The 24,779-nt window shown below is 73.1% G+C and carries 23 protein-coding genes and 1 pseudogene; 15 read left to right on the top strand and 9 right to left on the bottom strand.

Annotation, left to right across the window (positions count from 1 at the left end):
- Positions 1-103: 103 nt before the first annotated feature.
- A complete protein-coding gene (locus ACFVVO_RS23160; protein WP_390057740.1) occupies positions 104-760 on the bottom strand; it encodes a helix-turn-helix domain-containing protein in 657 nt (218 codons plus the stop codon).
- Positions 761-854: 94 nt separating this feature from the next.
- A complete protein-coding gene (locus ACFVVO_RS23155) occupies positions 855-1,925 on the bottom strand; it encodes a zinc-dependent alcohol dehydrogenase family protein (protein WP_390057481.1) in 1,071 nt (356 codons plus the stop codon).
- Between the two features lie 348 nt (positions 1,926-2,273).
- Here ACFVVO_RS23155 and ACFVVO_RS23150 point away from each other — a divergent pair, with 348 nt between their 5' ends.
- Together ACFVVO_RS23150 and ACFVVO_RS23145 are read left to right on the top strand one after the other, a co-directional pair.
- Positions 2,274-2,618, top strand: coding sequence for an STAS domain-containing protein (locus tag ACFVVO_RS23150; RefSeq protein ID WP_390057480.1), 345 nt, complete (start codon positions 2,274-2,276; stop codon positions 2,616-2,618).
- Between the two features lie 67 nt (positions 2,619-2,685).
- Positions 2,686-3,369, top strand: coding sequence for a CBS domain-containing protein (locus ACFVVO_RS23145; protein WP_390057479.1), 684 nt, complete (start codon positions 2,686-2,688; stop codon positions 3,367-3,369).
- Between the two features lie 15 nt (positions 3,370-3,384).
- Here ACFVVO_RS23145 and ACFVVO_RS23140 read toward each other — a convergent pair whose 3' ends face one another.
- Together ACFVVO_RS23140 and ACFVVO_RS23135 are read right to left on the bottom strand one after the other, a co-directional pair.
- Positions 3,385-3,843, bottom strand: a complete 459-nt coding sequence (locus ACFVVO_RS23140) for a universal stress protein (protein ID WP_390057478.1) — start codon at positions 3,841-3,843, stop codon at positions 3,385-3,387.
- 96 nt (positions 3,844-3,939) lie between these two features.
- Complete coding sequence (locus ACFVVO_RS23135) at positions 3,940-4,875, bottom strand: LysR substrate-binding domain-containing protein (protein ID WP_390057477.1); 936 nt, start codon at positions 4,873-4,875, stop codon at positions 3,940-3,942.
- 98 nt (positions 4,876-4,973) lie between these two features.
- Here ACFVVO_RS23135 and mdlC point away from each other — a divergent pair, with 98 nt between their 5' ends.
- The 8 genes from mdlC to ACFVVO_RS23095 all read left to right on the top strand — a co-directional run bounded on the left by mdlC (position 4,974) and on the right by ACFVVO_RS23095 (position 15,638).
- Positions 4,974-6,554, top strand: coding sequence for a benzoylformate decarboxylase (gene mdlC, locus ACFVVO_RS23130; RefSeq protein ID WP_390057476.1), 1,581 nt, complete (start codon positions 4,974-4,976; stop codon positions 6,552-6,554).
- Between the two features lie 64 nt (positions 6,555-6,618).
- Entirely contained in the window at positions 6,619-8,073 is a 1,455-nt protein-coding gene (locus ACFVVO_RS23125; RefSeq protein ID WP_390057475.1) for a benzaldehyde dehydrogenase, read from the top strand.
- A 96-nt stretch (positions 8,074-8,169) separates the two neighbouring features.
- Complete coding sequence (locus tag ACFVVO_RS23120; protein WP_390057474.1) at positions 8,170-9,453, top strand: MFS transporter; 1,284 nt, start codon at positions 8,170-8,172, stop codon at positions 9,451-9,453.
- A gap of 155 nt (positions 9,454-9,608) precedes the next feature.
- A complete protein-coding gene (locus ACFVVO_RS23115) occupies positions 9,609-10,862 on the top strand; it encodes a PP2C family protein-serine/threonine phosphatase (RefSeq protein WP_390057473.1) in 1,254 nt (417 codons plus the stop codon).
- 278 nt (positions 10,863-11,140) lie between these two features.
- On the top strand, positions 11,141-11,902 hold the full coding sequence (locus ACFVVO_RS23110) for a GNAT family N-acetyltransferase (RefSeq protein WP_390057472.1): 762 nt from the start codon (positions 11,141-11,143) through the stop codon (positions 11,900-11,902).
- A gap of 221 nt (positions 11,903-12,123) precedes the next feature.
- Complete coding sequence (locus tag ACFVVO_RS23105; RefSeq protein ID WP_390057471.1) at positions 12,124-13,500, top strand: MFS transporter; 1,377 nt, start codon at positions 12,124-12,126, stop codon at positions 13,498-13,500.
- Positions 13,501-13,572: 72 nt separating this feature from the next.
- Complete coding sequence (locus ACFVVO_RS23100; RefSeq protein ID WP_390057470.1) at positions 13,573-14,274, top strand: response regulator; 702 nt, start codon at positions 13,573-13,575, stop codon at positions 14,272-14,274.
- A complete protein-coding gene (locus ACFVVO_RS23095) occupies positions 14,271-15,638 on the top strand; it encodes an ATP-binding protein (protein ID WP_390057469.1) in 1,368 nt (455 codons plus the stop codon). The genes ACFVVO_RS23100 and ACFVVO_RS23095 overlap by 4 nt, the downstream gene beginning before the upstream one ends.
- Positions 15,639-15,666: 28 nt before the next feature.
- Here ACFVVO_RS23095 and ACFVVO_RS23090 read toward each other — a convergent pair whose 3' ends face one another.
- The gene (locus ACFVVO_RS23090; protein ID WP_390057468.1) at positions 15,667-16,632 is read right to left on the bottom strand and encodes a TAXI family TRAP transporter solute-binding subunit; all 966 of its coding nucleotides are present in this window, start codon (positions 16,630-16,632) and stop codon (positions 15,667-15,669) included.
- Between the two features lie 120 nt (positions 16,633-16,752).
- Between ACFVVO_RS23090 and ACFVVO_RS23085 the strand changes: the two genes are divergently transcribed.
- The 3 genes from ACFVVO_RS23085 (at position 16,753) to ACFVVO_RS23075 (ending at position 18,942) form a co-directional block, all read left to right on the top strand.
- A complete protein-coding gene (locus tag ACFVVO_RS23085) occupies positions 16,753-17,523 on the top strand; it encodes an isoprenyl transferase (protein WP_390057739.1) in 771 nt (256 codons plus the stop codon).
- 63 nt (positions 17,524-17,586) lie between these two features.
- On the top strand, positions 17,587-17,979 hold the full coding sequence (locus ACFVVO_RS23080; RefSeq protein ID WP_390057467.1) for a RidA family protein: 393 nt from the start codon (positions 17,587-17,589) through the stop codon (positions 17,977-17,979).
- A 201-nt stretch (positions 17,980-18,180) separates the two neighbouring features.
- Positions 18,181-18,942, top strand: a complete 762-nt coding sequence (locus ACFVVO_RS23075; RefSeq protein WP_390057466.1) for a polysaccharide deacetylase family protein — start codon at positions 18,181-18,183, stop codon at positions 18,940-18,942.
- A gap of 257 nt (positions 18,943-19,199) precedes the next feature.
- Here the strand turns inward: ACFVVO_RS23075 and ACFVVO_RS23070 are convergent, their stop codons facing one another.
- Entirely contained in the window at positions 19,200-20,015 is an 816-nt protein-coding gene (locus ACFVVO_RS23070; protein WP_390057738.1) for a class I SAM-dependent methyltransferase, read from the bottom strand.
- Positions 20,016-20,386: 371 nt separating this feature from the next.
- On the opposite strand from ACFVVO_RS23070, the pseudogene ACFVVO_RS23065 reads away from it, so the two are divergent.
- Positions 20,387-20,482 (top strand): annotated as a pseudogene (locus tag ACFVVO_RS23065).
- 59 nt (positions 20,483-20,541) lie between these two features.
- The gene (locus ACFVVO_RS23060) at positions 20,542-21,561 is read left to right on the top strand and encodes a phosphotransferase (RefSeq protein ID WP_390057465.1); all 1,020 of its coding nucleotides are present in this window, start codon (positions 20,542-20,544) and stop codon (positions 21,559-21,561) included.
- A gap of 27 nt (positions 21,562-21,588) precedes the next feature.
- Here ACFVVO_RS23060 and ACFVVO_RS23055 read toward each other — a convergent pair whose 3' ends face one another.
- From ACFVVO_RS23055 to ACFVVO_RS23045, 3 genes are all read right to left on the bottom strand, one after another.
- The gene (locus ACFVVO_RS23055) at positions 21,589-22,479 is read right to left on the bottom strand and encodes an SDR family oxidoreductase (protein WP_390057464.1); all 891 of its coding nucleotides are present in this window, start codon (positions 22,477-22,479) and stop codon (positions 21,589-21,591) included.
- 124 nt (positions 22,480-22,603) lie between these two features.
- Positions 22,604-22,780 carry a hypothetical protein gene (locus tag ACFVVO_RS23050; protein ID WP_390057463.1) on the bottom strand — a complete coding sequence of 59 codons (177 nt, stop codon included), beginning with the start codon at positions 22,778-22,780 and terminating at the stop codon, positions 22,604-22,606.
- A gap of 167 nt (positions 22,781-22,947) precedes the next feature.
- Entirely contained in the window at positions 22,948-24,528 is a 1,581-nt protein-coding gene (locus tag ACFVVO_RS23045; protein ID WP_390057462.1) for a carbohydrate-binding protein, read from the bottom strand.
- Positions 24,529-24,779: the final 251 nt, after the last annotated feature.

Below are 24,779 nucleotides of genomic sequence, written 5' to 3'. Positions count from 1 at the left end.
TGGCCTGGGCGAGAGTGGTCGCAGGAGCGGCACCGATCCCCCGCGGTGTCGCTCCGTCGTCCCGCGCCCGGCGAACAGCCCGTGGTCACGGCGCCGGACCGCCTCACACGGTGATCCGGCGTCCGGTGATGGTGAAGGGATCGATGCGCACCCACACGCTCCGGGGTCCCCCGGCCCAGGGCATGCTGTACGCCCGCTCGGCCAGCCTGAGCTGCTCATGCCGGTCCGTGACCGCGCGGGCGGGCCCGCGTACCAGGACGCTCCAGCCCTGGCTGAACGCGTCGTCGATGCGGTCCACCTCGAACGCCACATGGAGTCCCGCGGCCTGGGAGGGGGTCGCGCCGCGCGCGGTCCGGAAGACGATCGCGCCGTCCACGACTGTGTAGTTGACCGGCACGATCACCGGCCCCGACGGGGTGGGCACCGCGAGCCGCCCCACGCCGTGCATGGCCAGCAGGGTGCGGCACTCGCTGGGGCGCAGCTTGGTGAACTCCGGTGCGCGCCCGGCCCGTCCGGTGCCGGGCGGCAGGTCGACGCCACCGCCGGTGAGTTCGGTGACGGTGGTCTCCAGCGCCTCGGCCAGGTTCATCAGGGCACCGGTGCCCGGCGCGGCGCCGGGGTGCTCCTCCAGGTACCTGAGATAGCTGGCCGCCATCCCGGCGCGGGTCGCCGCCTGCCGCCGGGTCAGGCCGAGCTGCAGCCGTCGGGCGGCCAGCCGCCGGCCGAGGTCGCCCAGCGCCGTACGGGTGTCCACCTCCATGGGCGCGTCCGTCACCGCTCCCGCGGAGGGGGCCGCCGCCGTCCTCGCCCTTGTCCTGCCGGTCATGGTCGTTCGCCTCCTTCTCGCTTCTCGGTCAGGCCGCGGGGACGGCCAGTTCCGCGTGCTGCTCCCCGCCGAGTACCACCTTGAGCGCGCCGGTCTCGCCGGCCCGGGAGAAGATGTCGTACGCCTCCTCCATCTGCTGCAACGGGAAGGTGTGGGTGACCAGTTGACCGGTCGGCAGCCGGCCGGCCGCGGTCATCCGCAGCAGCGTCGGGGTGGAGTAGGTGTCCACCAGACCGGTGGTGATGGTCACGTTCCTGATCCACAGGTCCTCGAGGTGCAGGGTCGCCGGCCGGCCGTGCACGCCGATGTTGGCCACGTGCCCGCCCGGGCGCACCATGCCGGTGCACAGCTCGAAGCTCTCGGGGACGCCGACCGCCTCGATGACCACGTCCGCGCCCAGCCCGTCGGTCAGGTCGGACACCAGTTGCCGGGGCGCCTCGTGCACGTCGGCCACCGCGTCGGCGCCAAGCCGCCTGGCCGCCTCGAGCCGGGCCGGTGCCAGGTCGACGGCGATGATCCGTTCGGGCGAGAACAGGTGTGCCGTGACGACCGCCGCGAGTCCGATGGGGCCGGCGCCGACGACGGCGACGGTGTCACCGGGACGGACCCGCCCGTTGAGGACGCCGACCTCGTAGGAGGTCGGGAAGATGTCCGCCAGCAGTACGGCGTCCTCGCTGCGGACGGCGCCGGGCAGCGGGTGCACGGACAGGTCGGCGTAGGGCACGCGTACGTACTCGGCCTGGGTGCCGTCGATCAGGTGGCCGAGGATCCAGCCCCCGCCGCCGCGGCACTGGCCGTACGAGCCGTCCCGGCAGAAGCGGCACCGGCCGCAGGAGCTGATGCAGGAGATCAGCACCCGGTCACCGGGCCGCACGGTGTTCACGTCGCTGCCGACCTCGACGACCTCGCCGACCGCCTCGTGGCCGAGCACCGTGCCGGGGCGTACCTCGGGCACGTCTCCCTTGAGGATGTGCAGGTCCGTCCCGCAGATGGTGACGGCACCGACCCGCACGATCGCGTCGGTCGGCTCCTTGATCGCCGGGTCCGGGACGTCCTGCCAGGAGGCCTGCCCGGGACCGTGGAAGACATAGCCCTTCATGACGCTCCTCACCTCTTCGGTCTGCCGCGGGACCGGGGCGTCCGGCCGGGGCGCGGGCGGCGGCCGTACTCCGGCACGCTGCCGGAAGTGCCCCACGTATCCAGCTTGTGCGGTGCGCGGGGTCCGCGCATGGGGCCGACCGGCCCTCGCCCCCGGCCGGAGGGCGCCCGTCCGGGCCTTTCGCCCCCGCCGGGCCCTGTTTCGTGCCCCGCGGGCCCCGCGCACACGCCCCGCGGCCGCCGTTACGCACCCCGCGGCCCCCGTGCCGCACCCCGTGGGTCCCGTCGGCCCCGGGATGGGGCCGTCCGGCCCTTCCGCGCACACCCCCGCAGGCGTTTGTCTCGTTGCATGTCCGAGAACCACACGATGCCCAGCCCGGCCCCCGCGCTCCGCGAGGCCGTCGGCGCGACCGTCGTGGCCCTGAACGGGGAGATCGACCTGCTGTCCGCGGACGCGCTGGCGGAACGGCTCGACACGCTCACCGCGGGCCCGCGCCCCGATCTGGTGCTCGACCTGCGGCCGGCCACCTTCATCGACTGCGCCGGGCTGGGCGTCCTGTGCCGGACACGGAACCGGACGCTGGCCCGCCGGGGCCGGCTGCGGCTGGTCGCCGACGACAGCACGGGCTTCCTGCGCATGCTGCGCCTCACGGGCCTGGGGGAGGTCTTCGAGGTGCACCCGCGACTGCCCTAGAACGCGGCCCGTCAGCGAATCCGCCGCTCAACCCGCCGCCGAAGCCAAGTCCCCTCTTGGAGTCCCCATGTACGGCACCCCGCACATCGTCAGCGACGTCATGACGCACACGGTCGCCGCCGTCGGCCGCCGGGCCCCGTTCAAGGAGATCGTGGAGATGATGCAGGACTGGCGGGTCAGCGCCCTCCCGGTGATCGAGGGCGAGGGCCGGGTCGTGGGTGTGGTCTCCGAGGCCGACCTGCTGCCCACGGAGGAACTCCGGGACGACCCCGCCGAGGAGTACACGCGGCTGCGCCGCCCCGCCGACCTGGCCAAGGCCGGCGCGCTCAGCGCCGGGGACCTGATGTCCTCGCCCGCCGTGACCGTACGGGCGGACGCCACCCTGGCCGAGGCCGCCCGGGTGATGGCGCGGGCCGCGGTGAAGAGGCTGCCGGTGGTCGACGAACTCGGACTGCTGCAGGGCGTGGTGAGCCGCGCCGACCTGCTCAAGGTCTTCCTGCGCGGGGACGAGGACATCGCCGAGCAGGTCCGGCGCGAGATCGTGTCCTACCTTTTCCCGCCGCCGACCTCGTCCCTGCACGTGGTGGTCGAGGACGGGGTGGTGACGCTCGTCGGCAGGGTGCGCGACACCGCCCTGGTCCCCGTGGCCGCACGCCTGATCAGGGCCGTCGAGGGCGTGGTCGACGTACGGTTCGACCTGCCGCCTGGCGGCCGTGACGCGGTGGCCGGGCAGGGCGCCGCCACGGAGTGAGTGCCCCGGCCGGGCCTACTTCGGCTCGGGCTTCGGCGGCTCGGGGCGCACCAGCACGACCGGGCAGGTCGCGTGCTGCGTCACGTGCTGGCCGACGGAGCCGAGCAGGGCCCGGGCGAAGCCGCCCCTGCCCCGGCTGCCGACGACCAGCGCCTCGGCTCCCTCGGCGGCCCGCAGCAGCACCTCGGCGGGGTTGCCGTGCACCACGTGGGTCCGCACCGAGCCGGCCGCGTCCGCGCCGAGTACGTCGGTGAGCTCCTGCCGCATCCGGTCCCGGGCCTCGTCCCGGTCGACGTCCATGTCCACGGCGGGCCCCGACCAGCCGTAAAGGCCGGGCAGCTCCCACGCGGTGACGGCGTCCACGGTGGCGCCGACGAGGTCCGCGTAGCGCACGGCCCAGCGCAGTGCCGCGTACGAGGACGGCGAGCCGTCGACACCGACCACGACCTTCGGCCCGGAGACATTGCTGTCCACCTGTCCCACCTCTCTCGCGGAACGTGCGCCCGCCTGGACGGTCCATCTCCCCTCCACGGTGCGCGAGACACCGCCGCACCGCCAGAAGAGAGCGCCCTACCGGATGGCGGTCGGTGGCAGTTGCGCGGGGCTGACCAGTTCGCCCAGGACCTCGGCCATGAAGTGGACCAGCCAGCGCTGCGAGGGGCTGCGGGACGCCTCGTGCCGGGCGTAGAGCGCGATCTCGATCGGCTCGGTGTCGAACGGCAGACGGACCAGCCGCAGGCGATGCGAGGCGGTGAAGACCTCGCCGACGTACTCGGGGACGATCGCGATCAGATCGGTCCGCTCCAGCAGATACGGCAGCACCGAGAAGCGGGTGGCGTCCACGGCCACCCGGTCCAGCAGTCCGTGGGTGGCCAGCAGCGATCGTGGGACGACGTGCCCGCTGGGCCCGTACACCGACGCGTGGTGTTCGGCGGCGAGTTCGGCCAGGGTGACGCAGGCGCCGCGGACGCGGGGGTGGTCGGCGGCGACCATGCCGACGTAGCGCTCGTGGAAGAGCGGGATGCGCACGGTGCGGTGGGACGTGAGCACCGGTGTGGCCACGAAGGCGTCGAGTTCGCCGCGGCGGAGCTGGCTCTCGGCGTCGTCCACGTCCAGGGAGCGGACGGCGAAGGACACCCGGGGCGCGCGCTCGCGCGCCGCCGCCACCAGGCGCGGCAGCAGGGTCACCTCACCGAGGTCGGAGAAGGAGAGGGTGAAGCGGCCCCCCATGGTCGCCGGGTCGAAGTCGTCGGACTGGCGGATCGCCCCGTCGATGTCGGCCAGGGCGCGCTGCAGCGGCTCGTACAAGCGGCGGGCGCCGGCGGTGGGGGTGAGGCCGCGGCCGGTCCGGCGGAAGAGCTCGTCGCCGAAGTGGCGGCGGAGTTTGCCCAGGCTGTAGCTGACGGTGGGCTGGGTGACGTGCAGGGTCTCGGCGGTGGCCGTGACACTGCCGGTCTCGTAGAGCAGCACGAAGACCCGGGCGAGGTTGAGGTCGAAGCTGCTCATATCGACGGAGTCTATATCGGGGCCGGGCAACATCTATTGGTGACCATGTCGCGGGCTCCATACCGTGTGCTGCGTCACTTCCGAAGGGAAAAGCACCCGTGCCATCCGTGCGTCATGTCTCCCATGAGTTCCTGCGGCGTCAGGGGCTCACCACCGTCTTCGGCAACCCCGGCTCCAACGAGCTGCCCTTCCTCGCCGACCTGCCGGACGGGTTCCGCTACGTCCTCGGTCTGCACGAGGGGGCCGTGGTGGGCATGGCCGACGGCTACGCCCAGGCGACCGGCCGTCCCGTCCTGGTCAACCTGCACGCCGCGTCCGGCTCCGGCAACGCCATGGGCGCGCTGACGAACGCGGTGGCCTCGCGCACGCCCCTGGTGGTCGTGGCCGGTCAGCAGGTGCGGCCGGCCATCGGACCGGAGGCCAACCTCGCCAACGTCGACGCCCCCGCGCTGATGCGGCCGCTGGTCGGCTGGGCCGCCGAGCCGGCGTGCGCGCAGGACGTACCGCGCGCGCTCGCCCAGGCGGTCTTCGAGGCCCGGTTGCAGCGCCGGCCCACCTACCTCTCCGTGCCGTACGACGACTGGGCGGCCGACGCGGGCGAGAACTCCCTGGCCGTGCTGGACCGGCAGGTGGAGCGCGCGGGTGTGCCCGGCGGGGAGCAGGGACGCCGGCTGGCCGAGCAGGTCGCCGCGGCGCGGCGGCCCGCGCTGGTGCTGGGCGGGGACATCGACTCGGCCGGGCTGTTCCACGACGCGGTGCGCCTCGCCGAGCGGCTGGGCGGTCCGGTGTGGGCGGCGCCGTCGCAGTTCCGGCTGCCCTTCCCCAACCGCCATCCGCTGTTCCGCGGTGTGCTGCCGGCCGGTATCGAACCGGTCTCCCGGGCGTTCGAGGGCCACGATCTGGTGCTGGTGCTCGGCGCCCCGGTGTTCCGGTACCACGAGTACCTTCCCGGCCGGTACCTGCCGGAGGGCACCCGGCTGATCCAGGTGACCGAGGACGCCGCTGCCGCCGCGCGGGCCCCGATGGGCGAGGCGCTGGTGGCCGACCCGGCGGCGGTGATCGAGCTGCTGCTGAAGGAGCTGGACGCGCCGGCGGCGCCCACGGGCGAGTTCCGGCCGGTGCCCGCCCCGGCGTCCGCCGAGGCACCGCGCCTGCACCCCGAGCAGGTGTTCGCGGCCCTGCGGGACGAGCAGCCCGGCGACACCGCCTACGTCGTGGAGTCGACTTCGACGAACTCCGCGTGGTGGCGCCAGATGGACCTGCGCGAGCCGGGCTCGTACTACTTCCCGGCGGCCGGCGGCCTCGGTTTCGGGCTGCCCGGCGCGGTCGGGGTCGCCATGGCCCAGCCCGGCCGGCCGGTCGTCGGCGTGATCGGGGACGGCTCGGCCAACTACGGCATCACCGCCCTGTGGACCGCCGCGCGGCACCGGGTTCCGCTCACCGTGGTGCTGCTGCGCAACGGGACGTACGGGGCGCTGCGCTGGTTCAGCGGTCTCCTCGGCGTGCCGGACGCGCCGGGCCTGGACATCCCGGGTCTGGACTTCACCCGTATCGCGGAGGGCTACGGGGTGCCCGGCCGGCACGTCGGCGGCGTGGACGAACTGCGGGCCGTGCTGGCCGAGCGCCCGGACGGACCCCGGCTCGTCCAGGTCGACACGGCGCTCACCACGCCGTCCTGACCACCCTCCTGGCACGCCCCCCTCTCAGACAACTCGCCACCCGACGGTGGCGGAAGGGAAACCGATGACACTCCTGGACAGCGCCGTCTGGGGCAGGAAGCTCTTCAGCGACGGCCGGCGGGACGCCTCCCTCGACCAGCCGGTGACCGAGCCCGCGACCGGTGACCGGCTCGGCACCGTGGGCCTGGCCACGCCCGAGGACGTCGGCCGGGCCGCCGCCCGCGCCGCCGAGGCCCAGCGGGCCTGGGCCGCCACCCCCGCGGCGGAACGGGCCGCCGTGCTGCGCCGCGCGGGCGAGCTGTTCACCGAGCACGCCGCCGAGATCGAGGACTGGCTGGTGCGGGAGGCCGGCTCGGTACGGTCCAAGGCGGCCTTCGAGGTGGGGCTCGCCCAGGGCGAGTGCTTCGAGTGCGCGGCGCTGCCGACACATCCGCAGGGCGAGGTGCTGGCCTCGGAGGAGGCCCGCTGGTCGTTCGCCAGGCGCCGCCCGGCCGGTGTCGTCAGCGTGATCGCGCCGTTCAACTTCCCGCTCATCCTCGGCCTGCGCTCGGTGGCGCCCGCGCTGGCCCTGGGCAACGCGGTCCTGCTGAAGCCGGACCCGCGCACCGCGGTCAGCGGTGGCGTCGTCATCGCCCGCGTCTTCGAGGAGGCCGGGCTGCCCTCCGGTCTGCTGCACCTGCTTCCGGGCGACGGCTCGGTCGGCCAGGCCGTCGTCGAGGCGACCGAGGTGCGGGTCGTCTCCTTCACCGGCTCCACCCCGGTCGGCCGGGCGATCGGCGAGCGGGCGGGCCGGCTGCTCAAGCGGGCCCACCTCGAACTCGGCGGGAACAACGCCCTGGTGGTGCTGCCGGGCGCCGACGTGCGCAAGGCGGCCTCCGCCGGCGCGTTCGGCTCGTATCTGCACCAGGGGCAGATCTGCATGACGACCGGCCGCCACATCGTGCACGAGTCGCTGCTCGAGGAGTACTCGGCGGTGCTCGCCGCGAAGGCGGAGGCGCTGCCCGTGGGCGACCCGGCCCGGGAGGACGTGGCGCTGGGCCCGATCATCGACCGGCGGCAGTTGGAGCGGGTGCACGGCATCGTCACCGACAGCGTCGCGGCGGGCGCGAAGCTGGCCGCGGGCGGCGAGATCGTGGGCGCCGGATACCGCGCCACCGTGCTGACCGGCCTCACCCCCGACATGCCGGCCTGGCGCGAGGAGATCTTCGGTCCCGTGGCGCCCGTCATCGGCTTCTCCACGCCGGAGGAGGCCGCGCGGATCGTCAACGACTGCGAGTACGGGCTGTCCGTCGGCATCCTCGGTGACGTCGGCACGGCGATGAAGCTCGCCGACCGGATCGACTCCGGCAAGATCCACATCAACGAACAGACCGTCGCCGACGAGCCCCACGCCCCGTTCGGCGGGGTCAAGGCGTCCGGCACCGGGTCCCGGTTCGGCGGAGCCGCCGCCAACATCGAGGCCTTCACCGAGACCCAGTGGGTCACCGTACGGCCGGACATCGCCGACTACCCGTTCTGATTCCCGCGTTCCCGTTCCGCCGGATCTCCGCGCAACCGCTCCGGCTTCCGCTCACCCACTTCCGTCTCCCGTAGCCGCTCTGGGGGGAATGTCTCCATGACATCCGTCGTCTCTTCCGACGCGTCCGACGCGTCCAACACCTCCGCGGGCACCGGCGCCGCCGGCCGCAACGTCTGGACGGTGGTCCTGTGCTGGATCACCGTCATGCTCGAGGGGTACGACCTCGTCGTCCTCGGCGCCATCATCCCGACCCTGATCAAGACCAAGCACCTCGGCATCACCGCCGGGGACGCCACCACCATCGCCACGCTCTCGCTGGTGGGCGTGGCCATCGGCGCGGTCCTGGTCGGCCCGCTGGCCGACCGGCTCGGGCGGCGCCTGCTGCTCATCGGGTCGGTGGTGCTGTTCTCCGTCTTCACCCTGCTGGTGCCGCTCGCCTCCTCCGTGGCGATGTTCGCCGTGCTGCGGCTGATCGCCGGTGTGGGCCTCGGCGCCTGCATGCCGGTGTCGCTGACCATGATGGCCGAGCACATGCCCGCCCGGCGCCGGGCCCGCGCCAGCACGCTGACGATGACCGGCTACCACACCGGTGCCGTGATCACCTCGCTGCTGGCCCTGCAGGTGACCGACAACTGGGAGGTGCTCTTCTACGTCCTCGGCGCGGCCGGGCTCGTCGTCGCGGTCGTGCAGTGGTTCCGGCTGCCGGAGTCGGACGCGTTCGTGCGCGCACAGAAGGCCGGCGGGACCCAGCGCGTGCCGTTCACCGAGCTGCTCAAGCCGGCCTACCTGCGGGCGGGCATCGGCATCTGGGTCGCCTCCTTCATGGGCCTGCTGCTGGTCTACGGCCTCAACACCTGGCTGCCCAAGCTGATGAACGAGGCCGGCTACCCCGTCCCCACGGCCGTCACCCAGCTCCTGATCCTCAACGCCGGCGGTGTGGTCGGGCTGGTGCTGGGCGGCTTCGTCGCCGACCGGCGGGGCATCAAGCCGGTCACGCTCTGCTGGTTCGCGGTCTCGGTGGTGATGCTGGCCTGCCTCAGCATCAGGATGGACAGCGATCTGCTGCTCGACACCGTGGTCTTCCTGACGGGTGTGTTCGTCTTCTCGGCGCAGGTGCTCGTCTACGCGTATGTGACCAACTACTATCCGGCCGCCGTCCGCGGCACCGCCCTCGGTTCGGCCTCCGGCATCGGCCGCATCGGGTCGATCGTCGGCCCGTCGATCACCGGCGCCCTGGTCGCCTCCGGAGTCGGTCACCCGTGGGGCTTCTACTTCTTCGCCGCCGTGGCCGTCCTCGGCTTCCTGGCCGTGCTCACGCTGCCGGGCCGTGCCCACGCCGCCCAGCAGCCCGAGGTGGAGGCCGTCCAGCCCGCCGTCTGACGCGCCTCACGGCGCGGACACCCGCACGGTACGACCGCGGCGCGGGCCGGACACGGCCCGCGCCGCGGTCGTGTCCGGGCGCCGCTGGGAGAGCGGGACGCGTCCGGCTGGTGCAGCCTTGGTGTGCAGGCCACCAGTGGAGCAGGGAGCGGAGGATGCCGGCGGAGGTCGATCACGCGGCGCTGTTCGCCGCCACCCCGAGCCCGTACCTCGTCCTGGGCCCGGATCTGGTGATCGTGGACGTCAACCGGGCGTATCTGGAGGCGACCGGGCGGACCCGCGACGACCTGATCGGGCAGCACGTCTTCCAGGCGTTCCCGGACAACCCGAACGACCCGGAGGCCGACGGGACACGGAATCTCAACGCCTCCCTGCACCGGGTCCTGTCCAGCCGCGAGCCGGACACGATGGCGCTGCAGAAGTACGACATCCCCGTCGTGCGCCGGCCCGGAGAGTTCGAGGAGCGCTGGTGGTCCCCGGTGAACACCCCGGTCATGGGGCCGCACGGGCAGGTGGCGTGGATCATCCACCGGGTGGAGGACGTGACCGCGTTCGTCAAGGCCCATCAGGCCGGCAACCCCACCGGGGTCCGGGTCGGGCAGCGTCTGGAGGCCGCCCAGACGCTGGAGGCGGAGCTGTACGCCCGGGCGCGGGAGCTGCAGCGGCTGAACGAGGAGCTGCGGCAGGCCAACACCAGGGAACGGGAGGTCGCGGTCACGTTGCAGGAGGCCATGCTGCACGCCCCCGACCTGGCCCACCATCCGCACGACGTGGCGGTGCGCTATCTGCCCGCGATCGGCTCGCTGAACGTGTGCGGCGACTGGTACGACGTGGTCGACATCCCGCCGGACCAGCTCGCCCTGGCGGTCGGCGACGTCATCGGGCACGGCCTGGAGGCCGCCGCCGTGATGGGCATGCTGCGCAGCGCGCTGTCGGCGGCCATCCGGGCCCTGGAGCGGCCCGCGCAGGCCCTGGAGGTCCTGGGGCTGTACGCCCGCTCGATCGAGGGAGCCCTGGGCACGACGGCGTTCAAGGCGATCGTCGACCGGCGCAGCCATCTGATCACCTACAGCTGCGCCGGCCACCCGCCGCCGGTGCTGGCTCACCCGGACGGCCGCATGGAGCTGCTGGACCGGGCCACCGACCCGCCCCTGGGCACACGGCCGATGCACGTGCCGCGGCCGCAGGCCAGCATCCAGTACGCGCCCGGCGACACCCTGGTGCTGTACACCGACGGGCTCATCGAACGCCGCAAGGAGGACATCGACATCAGCCTCGACCGGCTGATGCGCGCGCTGGCGGAGTGCCAGAGCCTGGGCGCCGAGCGGCTCGCCGACACGCTGCTGACCAAACTCGGTGTGGCCAGCGGCGGCCGCGACGACATCGCCCTGATCGTGGTCCGGCTGTGAGGGAGCCCGAAGCAGGCGGGCCTCCGCTTGTGCGGCTCCGCCAACGTGTGGCAGCATCCGCCGAGTTGATCCACGCGCACTTCTGCACGGCGAAGGACTGAAGCCATTGATCGCGGCGTCCCACAGCGGCCGCCGTCGGCACTGACACCGCCCGCCACCACGGCGGCGACCGGTGCCCTCGCGTCTCCTCACGGCGGCCCCACGCGTGTCCCGTGTTCCCGGCCACGGCCGTTCCCGCAGCCTTGACGGCTGCCCTTCACCGTGAGGTCCCCATCATCGTGCACGACAACGTGCAGAACTTCGCCGTCGCCCATCTGCTCCGCCGTCCGACGCCGGTCGAAGCCGGCGGCTTCGTCGCGGGTTTCGATCCCGCGACGGACAGCCCGTACGTCAACTACGCGACCCCGTTCCCCGGTGCCGAGCCGGCCGACCGGGACGTCACCGCCCTGATCCGGGCGTTCCGCGAACGCGGTCTGCGGCCCCGCCTCGAGTTCGCCCCGGACGCCGCGCCCGCCGTCGAACCCGCGCTGCGCCGGGCGGGCTTCCGCACCGAGGCGGTCCACGAGTACCTGGTCTGCACCCCCGCGACCCTGGTGGTACCGGCGGACGGCGACGGGCCGGACGGGATCCCCGCCGTCCGGGCGCCGCGCACCGACGAGGACTACCGGGCGATCGACACCGCGCTGTCCGAGGCGTTCGCGGGCGAGTTCGGCCCCTCCGAGGCGGGCGCGGCCCGGCTGCGGCGCACCGCGGAGCAGGGCGGCGCCGTCCGCTTCGTGCGCGCGGCCGACGGCACCTGCGCCGGCGGCGCCCTCTGCTCCGCGCCCGCCGAGGACACCGCGGAACTGGCGGGCGTCGGCACCCGGCCCGCGTACCGGGGCCGGGGCATCGCGGCCGCCGTCACCGCGGCCCTGGCCGGGGACACGTTCGCCCGTGGCACGTCGTCCGTGTGGCTGGAGTACTCCGGCGAGGGCTCCCGCCGCGTGTACGAACGGGTCGGCTTCCGGCCCCGGGGCACGCGGCTGTACCTGACCCTGTGAACTCGGGGTCCCGCGGGGGCCGGGCGCCGCCCGGTCCCCGCCGGGCAGCGGGTGCTCCCCCCGGTCCGGGCCCGCGGGGCCGCTTTCTTAGCGGCATGTTAGATCTGCGCGCCGGTCCTTGTCCGGAGGTGGCGGGCGCCCGCATGCTCGGGCGCGTTCAGGTCCCGGGGGCACCCGCCCCGCTCCCCGGTCCCCACCGGAATTCCCCACCTGGAGCCGCCATGTCATCCTCCGCCGCCGTGCCCGGAACGCCCCCGGGCCACTCCCCCGGCAGCCGCCGCCTCGCCCTCGTCGGCGGGTCCCTGGGCAACCTCGTGGAGTGGTACGACTGGTTCGTCTACGCGAGCTTCGCGATCTACTTCGCCGACTCGTTCTTCCCCGGCGACGACCCGACCACCAAGCTGCTGAACACGGCCGGCATCTTCGCCGTCGGCTTCCTGATGCGCCCGGTGGGCGGGTGGATCCTCGGGCGGGCGGCGGACCGGCACGGCCGCAAGAGCGCGCTCACCCTCACCGTCACCCTGATGTCGGTGGCCGCGCTGCTCATCGCCCTCGCGCCCACCTACGGCCGGGCGGGCTACCTCGGCGCCGTGGTGCTGCTGCTGGCACGGCTGCTGCAGGGCCTGAGCATCGGGGGCGAGTACGCCGCCAGCGCCACGTATCTGACCGAGGCGTCGGCCCGGAACCGGCGCGGCCTCGGCTCCTCGTTCCAGTACGTGTCGATGACCTGCGGTCAGCTCCTCGGTCTCGCCGTACTGATCACGCTGCAGCACACGCTGACCACCGCTCAGCTGGAGAGCTGGGGCTGGCGGATCCCGTTCGCGCTCGGTGCGCTGTTCTCCCTGCTGGTGTACTGGCTGCGGCGGCGGCTGACGGAGACGGCGGCCTTCACCGAGGAGTCCGGTGCGGACGCGGGCCCGGACAGCGCGCGCGGCACGCTCGCCGCGCTGTGGCAGCACCGCCGCGAGGCCGGCCTCGTCATGGCGCTCACCCTGGGCGGCACGGTGGCGTACTACACGTACACCACGTATCTCACCAAGTATCTGATCGGCAGCGCCGGCATGGCCAAGTCCACCGCCACGCTGGTGAGTTTCACCGCGCTCGCCGCCTTCGCGCTGCTCCAGCCGCTCGCCGGGGCGCTGTCCGACCGGATCGGGCGCCGACCGCTGCTGATCACCTTCGCGGTGGGCTGCACGGTGGGCACGTACCCCATCATGACCGCGCTCGGCTCGGCGTCCTCCTACTGGCCGGCGCTGGGTCTCTCCCTGCTGGCCCTGGTGATCGTCACCGGCTACACCTCGATCAACGCGGCCGTGAAGGCGGAGCTGTTCCCCACCCGGGTGCGCGCCCTCGGCGTTGCCCTGCCGTACGCGATCGCCAACGCGCTGTTCGGCGGCACGGCCGAGTACGTGGCCCTGTGGTTCAAGGACGGCGGTCACGAGAAGCTCTTCTTCTGGTACGTGTCGGGCTGTGCGCTCGTCTCGCTGGTCACCTACGTCCTGATGCGGGACACCCGCGACGCCACGCTCAGCCGCGCCGAGGCGGCGACGGACGCGGACACCGGTCCCGACCGCGCCCGGACGCGGGCCGTCCGCTGACCTGGATGGTGACCTGGGCCGCGCCGTCTGCGTAAGCTGCCGCCCAGGTCACCACGGCACGAGGACTTCCGCATGCACGCGCTGCTCGTCGAGGACGACGACCGGATGGCCCAGGCGCTGGCCACGGCCCTCGCCCAGCGCGGGCACACCGTGCGCCGGGCCGCCCGGGCCCTGGACGCACTGCGGCACGTCCACGAGGCCCAGTTCGTACTGCTCGACCTCGGACTGCCCGACCTGGACGGGCTGGAGCTGCTGCGCCGGCTGCGCACGGTGTGCGACGCGCCGCTGATCGTGGTGACGGCCCGCTGCGAGGAACGTGACATCGTGCAGGGGCTGCGGGCCGGCGCCGACGACTACGTGGTCAAGCCGTTCCGGATGAACGAGCTGATGGCCCGGATCGACACCGTGCGCCGCCGCACCGGGGCGACGCCGTCCCACGCCGGCACCGGGGGGCGTTCCGTGCGCGCCGGGGACGTGGAGATCGACGTCGCGGGCCGTACGGTCACCGTCGCGGGCGTGGAAGTCCGCCTCACCCGGCGGGAGTTCGACGTGCTCGCGGTGCTCGCGACCCGGCCCGACGAGGTGCACTCCCGGGAGGAGATCCTGGACCGGGTCTGGGGCGACGCCTTCCTCGCCGCCTCCCGGTCGCTGGACGTCCATGTGGCGGGCATCCGCGCGAAGACGGGCCGCGCCGGGCTGGTGGGCACGGTGCGGGGCTTCGGGTACCGGCTGGGGGCGCCGGACGGTCCTGCGGCAGGGCCGGGGAGCCGATGAGGCGCAGACTGCTCGCCGTCCTGATGGTGCTCATGGGGGCCGCGACCCTGCTGCTGTCCGTGCCGCTGGCCGGCTCGTACGCGAGTGGGCGCACGGAGCATCTGCTGCTGCAGCGGCGTTCCGACGCGGTACGGTTCGCCGATCTCGCCGACCGGGTACGGACCGCGGCCGACCGCGCCGAACTGTCCACCGAGATCCGCCGGTACGCCGGGCTGTACGGCGCCTCGGTGACCGTGGTGGACTCCGCGGGGCGGACCCTGGCGCGGGCGGGAACGGGCGTCTCCGCGTCCTCGGCGGACGAGATCCTGGGCCGGGCGCTGACCGGCCGGTCCACCGAGCGGCTGCCCACCGTACGGCCCTGGGGCCCGGACCGGGTGGTGCTCGCCGAGCCGGTGGGGCGGGACGAGCGGGTCAGCGGGGCGGTGCTGCTGGCCGTGCCGACCACGGCCGCCCGGCGGGACGTGACCGTGCGCTGGGCACTCATCGCCGGTGGGGCGCTCACCGCCTTCGCGGCCGCCGCGCTGGTCGCGGCCGGCATCACCCGCTGGCTGATGCGCCCGGTGCGTGATCTCGACCGGGCCGTCGCCGGTCTCGCCTCCGGCAGCCTGCAGACGCGGGCCGTCTCCGACACCGGTCCGCCCGAACTGCGGAGCCTGCGACGGCACTTCAACGCCATGGCGGAGGCGGTCGCCGACTCCCTGGGGCGCCAGCGCGCCTTCGTCGCGGACGCCTCGCACCAGTTGCGCAACCCGCTGGCGACCCTGGTCCTGCGACTGGAGAACGTCGAGCCGCATCTGGTGCCGGGCCCCGGCCGGAAGGAGCACGCGCGTGCCCTGGACGAGGCGGAGCGTCTGGAGGAACTCCTGGACGGACTGCTCGCGTTGGCGCGTGTGGAGTCCGGTGCGGTGCGGCGGACGGAGCAGGACGTGTCGCGCGCCGTGCGTGAGCGGGTGGCGGCGTGGCAGCCCGTCTTCGAGGCCTCGGGGCTGACGCTGAGCGCCACCTGCGTACCGGAGGGGCCGCGGGCGCGGGCGGTGGCGGACGCGGTGGGCCGGATCCTGGACGCCGCGCTGGACAACGCGGTGAAGTTCGTCCCGTCCGGCGGGGCCGTCCTGGTGGCGGCCACGCTCGTGGACGGCGAGGCCGTGGTACGCGTCGCCGACGACGGGCCGGGCGTACCGGACGACCAGCTCCCCCTGCTCACCCGGCGATTCGCACGGGCTCCCGAGCACCAGAACGTGCCCGGCAGCGGCCTCGGACTGGCCATCGCCGACGAGATCGCCCGGCTCAGCGGAGGGCTGCTCGGCACGTCCCGCAACCAGCCGCACGGCCTGGTGGTGGAGTTGCGGCTGCCGGCCGTCTGAGCCGGGCGGCACGAGCCGCGACCCCGTGTCAGCCGTAGACCGAGCGGTAGTAGGCCACGGCCCCCGGATGCAGGGGTACGTCACCCGTGGCGACGGCGAACCGGGGTTCGAGCCGGGCGCCCGCGGTCACCCCCCTCAGCAGCACCCGCCACCGGTCGAACACCACGCGGAGCACCTCCTCGGCGGCCTGCCGGGGCACGCGGGGGCGGGCCAGCAGGTAGTTGCCCACCCCGATGGTGGCGACCGGTGCGGTGAGCCCGTACACGCCGGCCGGGAGGGTGACGGTCGTGTAGACGGGGCCGTAGGTGTCGCGCAGGGTCCCGGCGGCGGACTCCAGCGGCAGGAAGCGCAGGGGCAGTTCACGGGCCAGGGCGGACAGGGCCGGGGTGGGGACACCGCCGGCCCAGATCAGGGCGTCGACCGTGCCCGTGCGCAGGGCCTCCAGCGAGGCGGCGAGCCCGAACCGCCGCTGCCGCACCGACCGTTCGCCGGTCAGCCCCGACACCCGCAGCAGCCGGCCGGCCAGCACCTGCCCGCCGGAACCCGCCGCGCCCGTGGCGACGGTCCGCCCCGCCAGGTCCCGCACCGACCGCACGGGGCCGCGGGCCGGCACGACGAGGTGCGCGTAGTTGACGTAGACGCGGGCGAGGGCGGTCACCCCGGTCGGGCGGGTGAACGGCGGCCGGCCCCGGACGGCGTCCTCGGCGGCGTCGGCCATGGCGAGGCCGAGGTCGGCGGAAGCGTGGGCGAGCATGCGCAGGTTGTCCACGCTCGCCGCGGTGCCGAGCGCGGTGATGCGCCATCGGGTGTCACTGCGGGCGGCCTCGGCGGCGAGTGCCCGGCCGAAGGCGTGGTACGGCCCGCCCGGCGCTCCCGTCGCGAGTCTGAGCCGCCGCTCGGGGCCGGTGTCCGCGGAGCAGCCGGCGACGGCGGCGGCCGGACCGAGGCCCGCGGCCCGCAGCAGGCCGCGGCGGCTCATCGGTCGACCGGTCACTCCCGCAGCGTAGCGGCTCCCCGGGGACGCGGACGCCGGGGCTTCGCATGTCCCGACGGCGGACGTGGGACTATCGTTGCGCCCTGTAACACGGCTCGGGGAAAGGATGTCGGTGTGGCGATGAAGGCCTTGCGTGCGGCGTTGGAAGCGGTCTACGTACGGCGCCTGAACCGCAAGCTGGAGGGCCTGCCCCGGCCGCGGCACGTGGCGATCATGCTGGACGGCAACCGGCGCTGGGCCCGGGGCGCGGGACACAGCGACGTCCGCGAGGGCTATCGCGTCGGCGGTGCCAAGGTCACGGACTTCCTGCACTGGTGCACCGACGCCGGGATCAAGCACGTCACGCTGTGGATGCTGTCCGACGACAACCTCCACCGTCCGGCCGACGAACTCGGCCCGCTGCTCGCCATAATCGAGGAGACCGTCCAGCGGGTCTGCGCTCCCGGGGAGCCCTGGGAGATCGAGATCATCGGCGCCCTGGACCTGCTGCCCGGGAACACCGCCCGCGTCCTGAAGGAGGCCGCGGCGGGCACCACCGGCCGGGGCGGGCTCAAGGTCGACGTCGCCGTGGGCTACGGCGGCCGCCGGGAGATCGTCGACGCCGTCAGGGCGGCCTTCGACAAGCACATCGGCGCCGGCGGCGATCCCCGGGACCTGGCGGCGGAGTTCGACCTGGAACACATCAGCGACAACCTGTACTCGCCGGCCGGTCACGACACCGACTTCATCATCCGGACCTCGGGCGAACAGCGGCTGTCCGGCTTCCTGCTGTGGCAGTCCGCCTACGCGGAGGTGCACTTCGTCGACGTCCTGTGGCCCGCTTTCCGTCAGATCGACCTGCTGCGCGCCCTGCGTTCGTACGCCGACCGGGACCGCCGCTACGGCCGCTGACGGGACTCCGTGCGACCAGGCCGGTGTTGGACGGATCGGCGCAGGTCTCTTAGCGTGCCGCGCATGACGATGCGACGTGCGATCCTCAGCGGTTCCGTCTTCGAGGAGCAGATCGGGTACGCCCGCGCCGTGGTGGACGGCGACTGGGTGCATGTGTCCGGGACGACCGGGTTCGACTACGCCACGATGACCATCTCCGACGACGTGGTGGAGCAGGCCGAGCAGTGCCTGCGCAACATAGAGGCCGCGCTGGCCGAGGCCGGCTGCGGCTTCCCCGATGTGGTGCGGGTGCGCTATCTCCTGCCCGAACGCGCCGACTTCGAGCCCTGCTGGCCGGTGCTGCGCGGGCGCTTCGGGGAGGTGCGGCCCGCCGCGACGATGCTCGTGTGCGGTCTTGCCGACCCCCGCATGAAGATCGAGATCGAGGTGTACGCGCGCCGCCCGTCCGCGGTCTGACGGATGCACGGACGGACCCGAGGGCGGGGCCGGGCCGGGGTGATCGGGGCGGCGGACGGCCGTTCCCGTCCCGGGGCTTCCTTCGTTGTCCCGGAAGCACCCCGGAATTGTCCTTGATCGGTAACAGCGGGATCCTCGGGCCGTTCCCGCCCGTCCTGTCAGGTGCACGGGGACACCAACACGGCAGGAACGGGGCGGGACATGGCACGGCACGGCGGGCGGGGATGGTACGGCCGGGTGGTCGCGGCGGCGGTCGGGGTGACGGCGGTGGCCGCCGCGACCTCGGTGTGGACCGCGCAGGCGGGCCCCGCCGGCGGGAACCAGGCCGCGGCGAAGCCGGCCGCCCCGAAGACGGCCCCCGTGTCCGCCGGCATCGTGCACGCCTCCGACGGCGGCGACCACGCGGTCAACATCACCATCGACGACGGTCCGGACCCGACCTGGACCCCGCAGGTGCTTCAGGTGCTGCGGGACAACGGTGTGAAGGCGACCTTCTGCATGGTCGGGCCCCAGGCCGAGGCCCACCCGGACCTGGTCAAGCAGGTGGTGGCGGGCGGGCACCGACTGTGCGACCACACCGTGTCGCACGACACCACCATGGACAAGAAGCCGCAGTCCTACCAGTCGGAGCAGATCGTCACCGCCGAACGCCAGATCACCAAGGCGTCCGGCGGTGTGCGCCCCCTGTACTACCGTGCCCCCGGCGGTGCCTTCACCCCCTACAGCCGGCATCTCGCGGCCTCCCACGGCATGCGGCCGCTCGGCTGGAACGTCGACTCCAAGGACTTCGAGCGGCCCGGCACCGAGGCCATCGTCGCCACCGTCCAGCGGGAACTGCCCAACGGCCCCACCCTGCTCTTCCACGACGCCGGCGGTGACCGCTCGCAGACCGTGGCCGCCCTGCGGACCCTGCTGCCCTGGCTGAAGCAGCAGGGCTACTCCTTCGGTTTCCCGGTGCGCTGAACGGGACGGCAGGCAGCCGGGGCGTGATCCGGCCGGGCTCAGGACGTGGGCAGCCGGACGCGCATGCCGCCGTCCTGGGTAGAGCACAACCCGTCCTCTCGGAGCTGGTGACGGCTGCGTCCATGTACCGGGTGGCATCAGCCCGAACAGCGCGGTCGCGGCGGCCAGTTCGTGGCGGGGCACCACCGCCTCGATCCGATCCCACATCGCCTCGGAGACCTCTTTGGAATCGATCATCCAGGGAACCGGAAGGCGCTCTACCGGCGGACCGCCGAGATCAGTCCACCGGGCCGCTCCTCGCGCTGCGGCGGGGTGCTGATCGGGCGGCCGTAGGCGGCAGCGCGCTCGCGCAGAGTGTGGCTGTCGGCCTCCCAGCCGTGCCCGGCCAGCCAGCCCACCGGGTCGTCGGGCATCTCCGAGATCCACATGGACGCCGCCGATCCCGGCGCGGCGTCCACGCCGAAGCGCTCGATCACGCCGCGCGAGCCCAATGTCAGCCCCATCCGACTGCCTGCCGCCGACTGCGTGCTGATCCGGGCCAGCAGTTGCTCCACCGCATCCTCGGGCAGATAGATCAGCAGTCCTTCGGCGATCCACGCGGTCGGCACGGCCGGGTCGTGCCCCGCGGCGGCCAGCGCGCCTGGCCAGTCCTCACGCAGATCCACCGCGACGGTGATCCGCTCGCAGCGCGCGACGGCCCGCTCCTGGCGCAGCACCGAAGCCTTGAAGTCCAGTGGGGCGGCGGTGTCGACCTCGAACAGCCGGGTGCCCTCGGGCCAGTCCATCCGGAAGGCCCTGCTGTCCATGCCGGCGCCGAGCAGCACTACCTGCCGGACCCCGGACGCGGAGGCCTGCCGCAACAGGTCGTCGAGGAACCTCGTCCTGATGACGATGGAGAACGACACGGCCAGCCGGCGGCGTCGCGCGGCCTCGTCATCGGGCAGCGGCGGCGAGGAGGGCCACAGGCCGCCGGCGGTGGCGAAGGCCTGTGCCAGCGGGTCGCGGAACAGCGCGTTCTCCCGCTCGGTCTCCAGCGCCCGTACTCTGGCCACGCCCACCGCCGTTGCCCACACTCCCGACGGCTGCACCCGCTCCCGCTCATCAGTCACCGCGCCAGCCTAGACGGTCGATTCCAAGGGGCCTGATGAGTGGAGCCGGCTTCATGCGCGGCCAGCCGGTCATGCGCGCACTGACCGCCTACGACCCCCAGAACCACCATGAGGCTGACAGCCACAGTGGTCCGGCTGATTACCGTGGAGGCCAAGCCCCACCCCGACACGGGGCGGCCTCGACGAACCGGCCGAATACGCGACACCTCTACATGCGAGCCCACCAGTCTCAGCCCCCGGCACCGACCCGGGTGTCAGCGGGGCGTCAGGGCGCGGTCAGCGGGGCCTGGCAACGTAGTGCATGTGAACGGCACGGGAGACCGGGCCGGAAACAGGGAGAGGTGCCCGGAGTGGTTGATCGGGGACCAAGAGCACGTCTCGAGGTCGGGCCCCGCGAGGGGTCCACGCAGGTTCGAATCCTGCCCTCTCCGCCGCTCGCCGGCACGGAAAACCGCTGGCCGCATGGCATACGCCATGCTGGGATGGCCGGATGCGAGATGTTGCGTCACCGACCGTGGACCGGGGCGTCTACCCGGACACGGTGATCCCCTGGGAGCAGCGGAGCTGGCGGTCCGCGGCCCTCGGCTGGCTGGAGGACGGGCTCACCGCCCACAGATTGCGGGTGTCCGGCGGGCTGCGGGTACGGCTGCGGCCGTGGTCCGTGCTGGTACGGGTGCCCGTGGCGGGCCGGAAGGCCATGGCGGGCGGGGAGACCGTCTGGTTCAAGGCGAATCCGCCGGCCAGTGGTTTCGAGGGCGCGCTCACCGCCGCGCTCGCCCGCTGGGTGCCGCGGCACGTCCTGGCGCCGCTGGCGATCGACGCCGCCCGCGGCTGGTCGCTGCTGCCCGACGGGGGCGCGCTCTTCCGGGACGTGCTCGAGCGGGAGCCGGTACGGCCGGAGGCCTGGGAGGACCTGCTGCGCCAGTACGCGAGCATGCAGTGCGCGCTGATCCCGCACGCGCGGGAGCTCGAGCGGCTGGGTGTGCCGAGCGCCCGCACCATGGAACTGCCGTACGTGTTCGACGAGTTGGTTGCCGGCAGCCCTGCGCTGCGGACGGACGATCGCACCCGGCTGGCGGAACTGAGGCCCCGGCTGGCGGACTGGTGCGCCGAGCTGGCGGCCCTGGGCGTGCCCGACTCGCTCGACCATGTCGATCTGCACGACGGCCAGTTGTTCAACCCGGAGCCGGGCCGGTTCACCTTCTTCGACTGGGGCGACGCGGCCGTATCCCACCCGTTCTGCAGCCTGCGGGTCCCGGCCCGCAAGGCCTGCGAACGGTACGGGCCGGGCGTACTGCCGCGGCTGCGCGACGCCTACCTGGAGCCGTGGACGGGAGCCGGCCGCACGACGGCGGAACTCCGGCGGGCGGTGCGTCTCGCCTGGCGGCTGAGCGCCCTGGGGCGGGCCCGGGCCTGGGGCGGTCTGTTCCCGTCCGCGGCCGAGGCCTCTCCCCTGACGGCGGAGAGCGCCCGCTCGCTGCTGGAACTCGCCGAGGAGCCCCCGCTGTAGCCGGGGGGGCCGACCGTCGCACTCGGGTCAGGGCAGCGGGGTGCCGCCGGTCGCGTTGAGGATCTCGGCCGTGACGAAGCTCGCCTGGTCGGAGGCGAGATAGACGTAGGCCGGAGCGAGTTCGGCGGGCTGGGCCGGGCGGCCGAGCGGGCTCTGCTTGCCGAACTCGGCCGTGTCGGGCAGCGTCGCCGGGATCAGGGGCGTCCACACCGGGCCGGGCGCCACCGCGTTGACCCGGATGCCGCGCTCGGCGACCATCTGGGCCAGCCCCTGGGTGAAGGTGACGATCGCACCCTTGGTCATGGCGTAGTCGAGCAGGTGCGGACTGGGCTTGTACGCCTGCACCGAGGTGGTGTTGATGACGCTGCCCCCGGCCGGGATGTGCGGCAGGGCGAACTTGGTGAGCCAGAACATGCCGTACAGGTTCGTCCGCAGCACCCGGTCGAACTGCTCGGTGCTGATCGCCTCGATGCCGTCCGGCTGGGACATCTGGTAGGCGGCGTTGTTCACCAGGACGTCGATGTGCCCGAACTCGTCGACCGCCCGCCCGATCAACGCGCGGCAGGCCTCCTCCTCCCTGATGTCGCAGGACACGGCGACCGCCTTGCGGCCCGCGTCCTCGACCAGCCGGGCGGTCTCGCGTGCGTCGTCCTCCTCGTCGGCGAGGTGGGTGAACAGCACATCGGCGCCCTCGCGGGCGAAGGCCAGTGCGACCGCGCGGCCGATTCCGGAGTCACCGCCGGTGATCACGGTCTTGAAGCCGCTCAGGCGGTCGGCGCCCCGGTAGGACTCCTCGCCGTGGTCGGGCGGCGGGTCCATCGGACCGGTCCAGCCGGGGTGCGGCTGGTCCTGGGAGGGGAAGTCCGGTCGGGGGTGCCGGGTGGTCGGGTCGGGCTGCGGACTCTGCTTGTCCGTCACGTCGGCCTCCGTCGTCTCGGGCGGGCGGGACAGCCGGCCGGGTTCCCCGATCGTCCCGGCCGAAAGCCCCCGGCCTGCGGAAACTCTGGTCCGCCCGGCCCGAGCCAGGAAGCCGGGCGGTGGGTCAGGCCTGGGTGGCCCGGTGACCCGAGGTGCGCAGCAGCTCCCTGCGGGCGTTGTTGCAGATCCGCAGCAGGTGCTTGGACACCGCGCAGGGCACGGTGTCGGCATGGCACTGGCGGCAGGTCCGCATGTGGTGCTCGTACGTGAGGCGCGCGTTCTCGAAGGCTTCAGAAGGCATGGACTTCTCCGGGCGGAGCACGCCCGTCGGACGTGCGAAGTTGACTGACTGGTATAACCGAGGAGAAGGTCATCACGTTACTTGCGGTAGTGGAAAATCGCGGTTGGCGGGCCGGAGCGGGACGCCGGTGCACGGCGTCCCGCGGCACGGATGCCCGCGCGGATCGGCTACGGGGTGACGACCTTGCCGCCGAAGGTCACCACGAGGCTGCCGTTCGAGGCGAAGGACCAGCCGAGGGCGCCTGAGTAGGAGGCGCACCGGGAGCCGTTGGTGCCGGCCCAGAACTGGTTGGAGCTGTCGGCGTCGCCGACCGCCTTGTCGTTGGACCCGCCACTGGAGAAGCGGCACGAGGTGTTGGCCCGGAACACCGAAGTGCCCTTGTCGAACGAGTAGTTGCGTTCGGCGTTGTCGATGCCGACGTTGCTGGAGATCTGCATCGAGCCGGGGTTGCTGTTGTAGGTGAACCCGTGGTGGCCGTTGCGGTAGGCGATGCTGTGCCGGACGACGTGGTCGACCGCGATGTCGTCGCCGCCGAGCTTGTAGCCGTTGCGGTCGCCGTTGGCGTTCACGGTGCCGTCGGAGAGGGTGCCGTTGCTGTAGGACAGGGAGTTCTCGATGGTCACCGGGCCGATGGCGCCGGTGTCGGTCTTGGTGTAGAGGTCCCAGCCGTCGTCGATGTTGTGATGGGAGACGTCGTAGCGGAAGACGTTGCCCGTGCCGACGGTGAGCTTGGCCGCGAAGCCGTCGGCGTCCTCACCGTCGGAGTCGGCGTTGTCGTGCGACTCGGCGCTCACGACGAGGTTGTCGGACGGCCACTGGCTCTTGGGGGTGCTGGAGGCGATCCGCCCGAGCTGCAGACCCGTGTCCCGGTTGAAGCGCGTCACCGTGCGCTCGATGACGTTGTGACTGCCGCCCACATAGACGCCGTTGTCGCCGGCGTGCTCGACGACCAGGCCGTACACATGCCAGTACGAGGCGTTCAGCTGGAGGCCCCGATTGGACGAACTCTCGTTCTGGGCACTGAAGTCGAGCACCGGAGTCTCCCCCGGATAGGCGCTCAGCGTGGTGCGGGCGCCCGAGGTGCCGTCGCCGCCCTCGGGCACGGTGACCGTCTGCGCGTAGGCGTAGGTTCCGCCGCGCAGATAGATGGTGCCGCCGGGGGTGACGCGGCTGATCGCGGAGGTGAGGGTGGTCGGGTTCGACTGGCTGCCGGACGCGCTGTCGGTGCCGTTCGGGGAGACGTACAGCACGGAGCCCGAAGGGGGCGGGGTGGTGTCCCCGGCCACGTCGACGTCGAGGTAGTCGAGGTTGGGCAGTCCGTCGGCTGCGGTCGGACTGAACCGGATGACGTTGCTGCCGGACTTCACCGGCACGGTCAGCGTCTTCGTCGCCCAGGTACTCCAGGCACCGGTGCCCTCGAAGGTGACCGTGGTGGCCGTCGCCCCGCTCACGGTGACGGTGGCGGGCCGGGCCGTGGTGGTGCCGTTGGCGAAGCGCACCTTGAGGGTGGCGGTGCCCGCGCTCGGGGCGTTCACCGTGAACTGGGCGGCGGCACCGGTGGCGTTGGTGCCGTTGCAGAATCCGCTGCCGGAGTATCCCGCCCAGTCGGAGTCGATGGTGCCGGTGCAGGAGGCGGGGGAACTCTCCGCCTCGTAGCGGGTGGTGGCGGCCTGCGCCGTGGGGCCGGACAGCGCGACGAGCGTGCCGGCGGTCAGGCAGGCGCAGGCGATGGCTGCTCTCAGGTGCATCGGCTTGTCTCCAGGATGGTGGGGGTCGGCTGGGCGGGTGCGGTGCCTTGATGCCGTGGAGCCTTGGTGCGATGCCGGCGGTTCCGGTGAGTGAACGCGCCTGCGGGACCGCGCAGTTGCCGGACCGCAGGCGCCATTCACGGGAGAAAGCGCTTTCTCCCGAACCGTAGGGAGGCCGCCATGAGCGCGTCAACAGTCTGGTGCGTGGTTTGTGTTCAGATACGTGGACCAGTCCGTCGGCGCTGCGTCTG

It is taken from the genome of Streptomyces sp. NPDC058145 (genome assembly GCF_042884245.1).
In the GTDB taxonomy this organism is placed as follows: Bacteria; Actinomycetota; Actinomycetes; order Streptomycetales; family Streptomycetaceae; genus Streptomyces.
Note: the sequence above shows the minus strand (reverse complement) of the source record. Positions and strands in the feature narration are given on the sequence as shown.

What these genes read in the sequence shown, in the direction of transcription:
- ACFVVO_RS23160 (WP_390057740.1), bottom strand. Translation starts at nt 760, where the DNA reads ATGGAGGTGGACACCCGTACGGCGCTGGGCGACCTCGGCCGGCGGCTG.
- ACFVVO_RS23155 (WP_390057481.1), bottom strand. Translation starts at nt 1,925, where the DNA reads ATGAAGGGCTATGTCTTCCACGGTCCCGGGCAGGCCTCCTGGCAGGAC.
- ACFVVO_RS23150 (WP_390057480.1), top strand. Translation starts at nt 2,274, where the DNA reads ATGTCCGAGAACCACACGATGCCCAGCCCGGCCCCCGCGCTCCGCGAG.
- ACFVVO_RS23145 (WP_390057479.1), top strand. Translation starts at nt 2,686, where the DNA reads ATGTACGGCACCCCGCACATCGTCAGCGACGTCATGACGCACACGGTC.
- ACFVVO_RS23135 (WP_390057477.1), bottom strand. Translation starts at nt 4,875, where the DNA reads ATGAGCAGCTTCGACCTCAACCTCGCCCGGGTCTTCGTGCTGCTCTAC.
- ACFVVO_RS23125 (WP_390057475.1), top strand. Translation starts at nt 6,619, where the DNA reads ATGACACTCCTGGACAGCGCCGTCTGGGGCAGGAAGCTCTTCAGCGAC.
- ACFVVO_RS23120 (WP_390057474.1), top strand. Translation starts at nt 8,170, where the DNA reads ATGACATCCGTCGTCTCTTCCGACGCGTCCGACGCGTCCAACACCTCC.
- ACFVVO_RS23115 (WP_390057473.1), top strand. Translation starts at nt 9,609, where the DNA reads ATGCCGGCGGAGGTCGATCACGCGGCGCTGTTCGCCGCCACCCCGAGC.
- ACFVVO_RS23105 (WP_390057471.1), top strand. Translation starts at nt 12,124, where the DNA reads ATGTCATCCTCCGCCGCCGTGCCCGGAACGCCCCCGGGCCACTCCCCC.
- ACFVVO_RS23100 (WP_390057470.1), top strand. Translation starts at nt 13,573, where the DNA reads ATGCACGCGCTGCTCGTCGAGGACGACGACCGGATGGCCCAGGCGCTG.
- ACFVVO_RS23095 (WP_390057469.1), top strand. Translation starts at nt 14,271, where the DNA reads ATGAGGCGCAGACTGCTCGCCGTCCTGATGGTGCTCATGGGGGCCGCG.
- ACFVVO_RS23085 (WP_390057739.1), top strand. Translation starts at nt 16,753, where the DNA reads ATGAAGGCCTTGCGTGCGGCGTTGGAAGCGGTCTACGTACGGCGCCTG.
- ACFVVO_RS23080 (WP_390057467.1), top strand. Translation starts at nt 17,587, where the DNA reads ATGACGATGCGACGTGCGATCCTCAGCGGTTCCGTCTTCGAGGAGCAG.
- ACFVVO_RS23075 (WP_390057466.1), top strand. Translation starts at nt 18,181, where the DNA reads ATGGCACGGCACGGCGGGCGGGGATGGTACGGCCGGGTGGTCGCGGCG.
- ACFVVO_RS23060 (WP_390057465.1), top strand. Translation starts at nt 20,542, where the DNA reads ATGCGAGATGTTGCGTCACCGACCGTGGACCGGGGCGTCTACCCGGAC.
- ACFVVO_RS23050 (WP_390057463.1), bottom strand. Translation starts at nt 22,780, where the DNA reads ATGCCTTCTGAAGCCTTCGAGAACGCGCGCCTCACGTACGAGCACCAC.
- ACFVVO_RS23045 (WP_390057462.1), bottom strand. Translation starts at nt 24,528, where the DNA reads ATGCACCTGAGAGCAGCCATCGCCTGCGCCTGCCTGACCGCCGGCACG.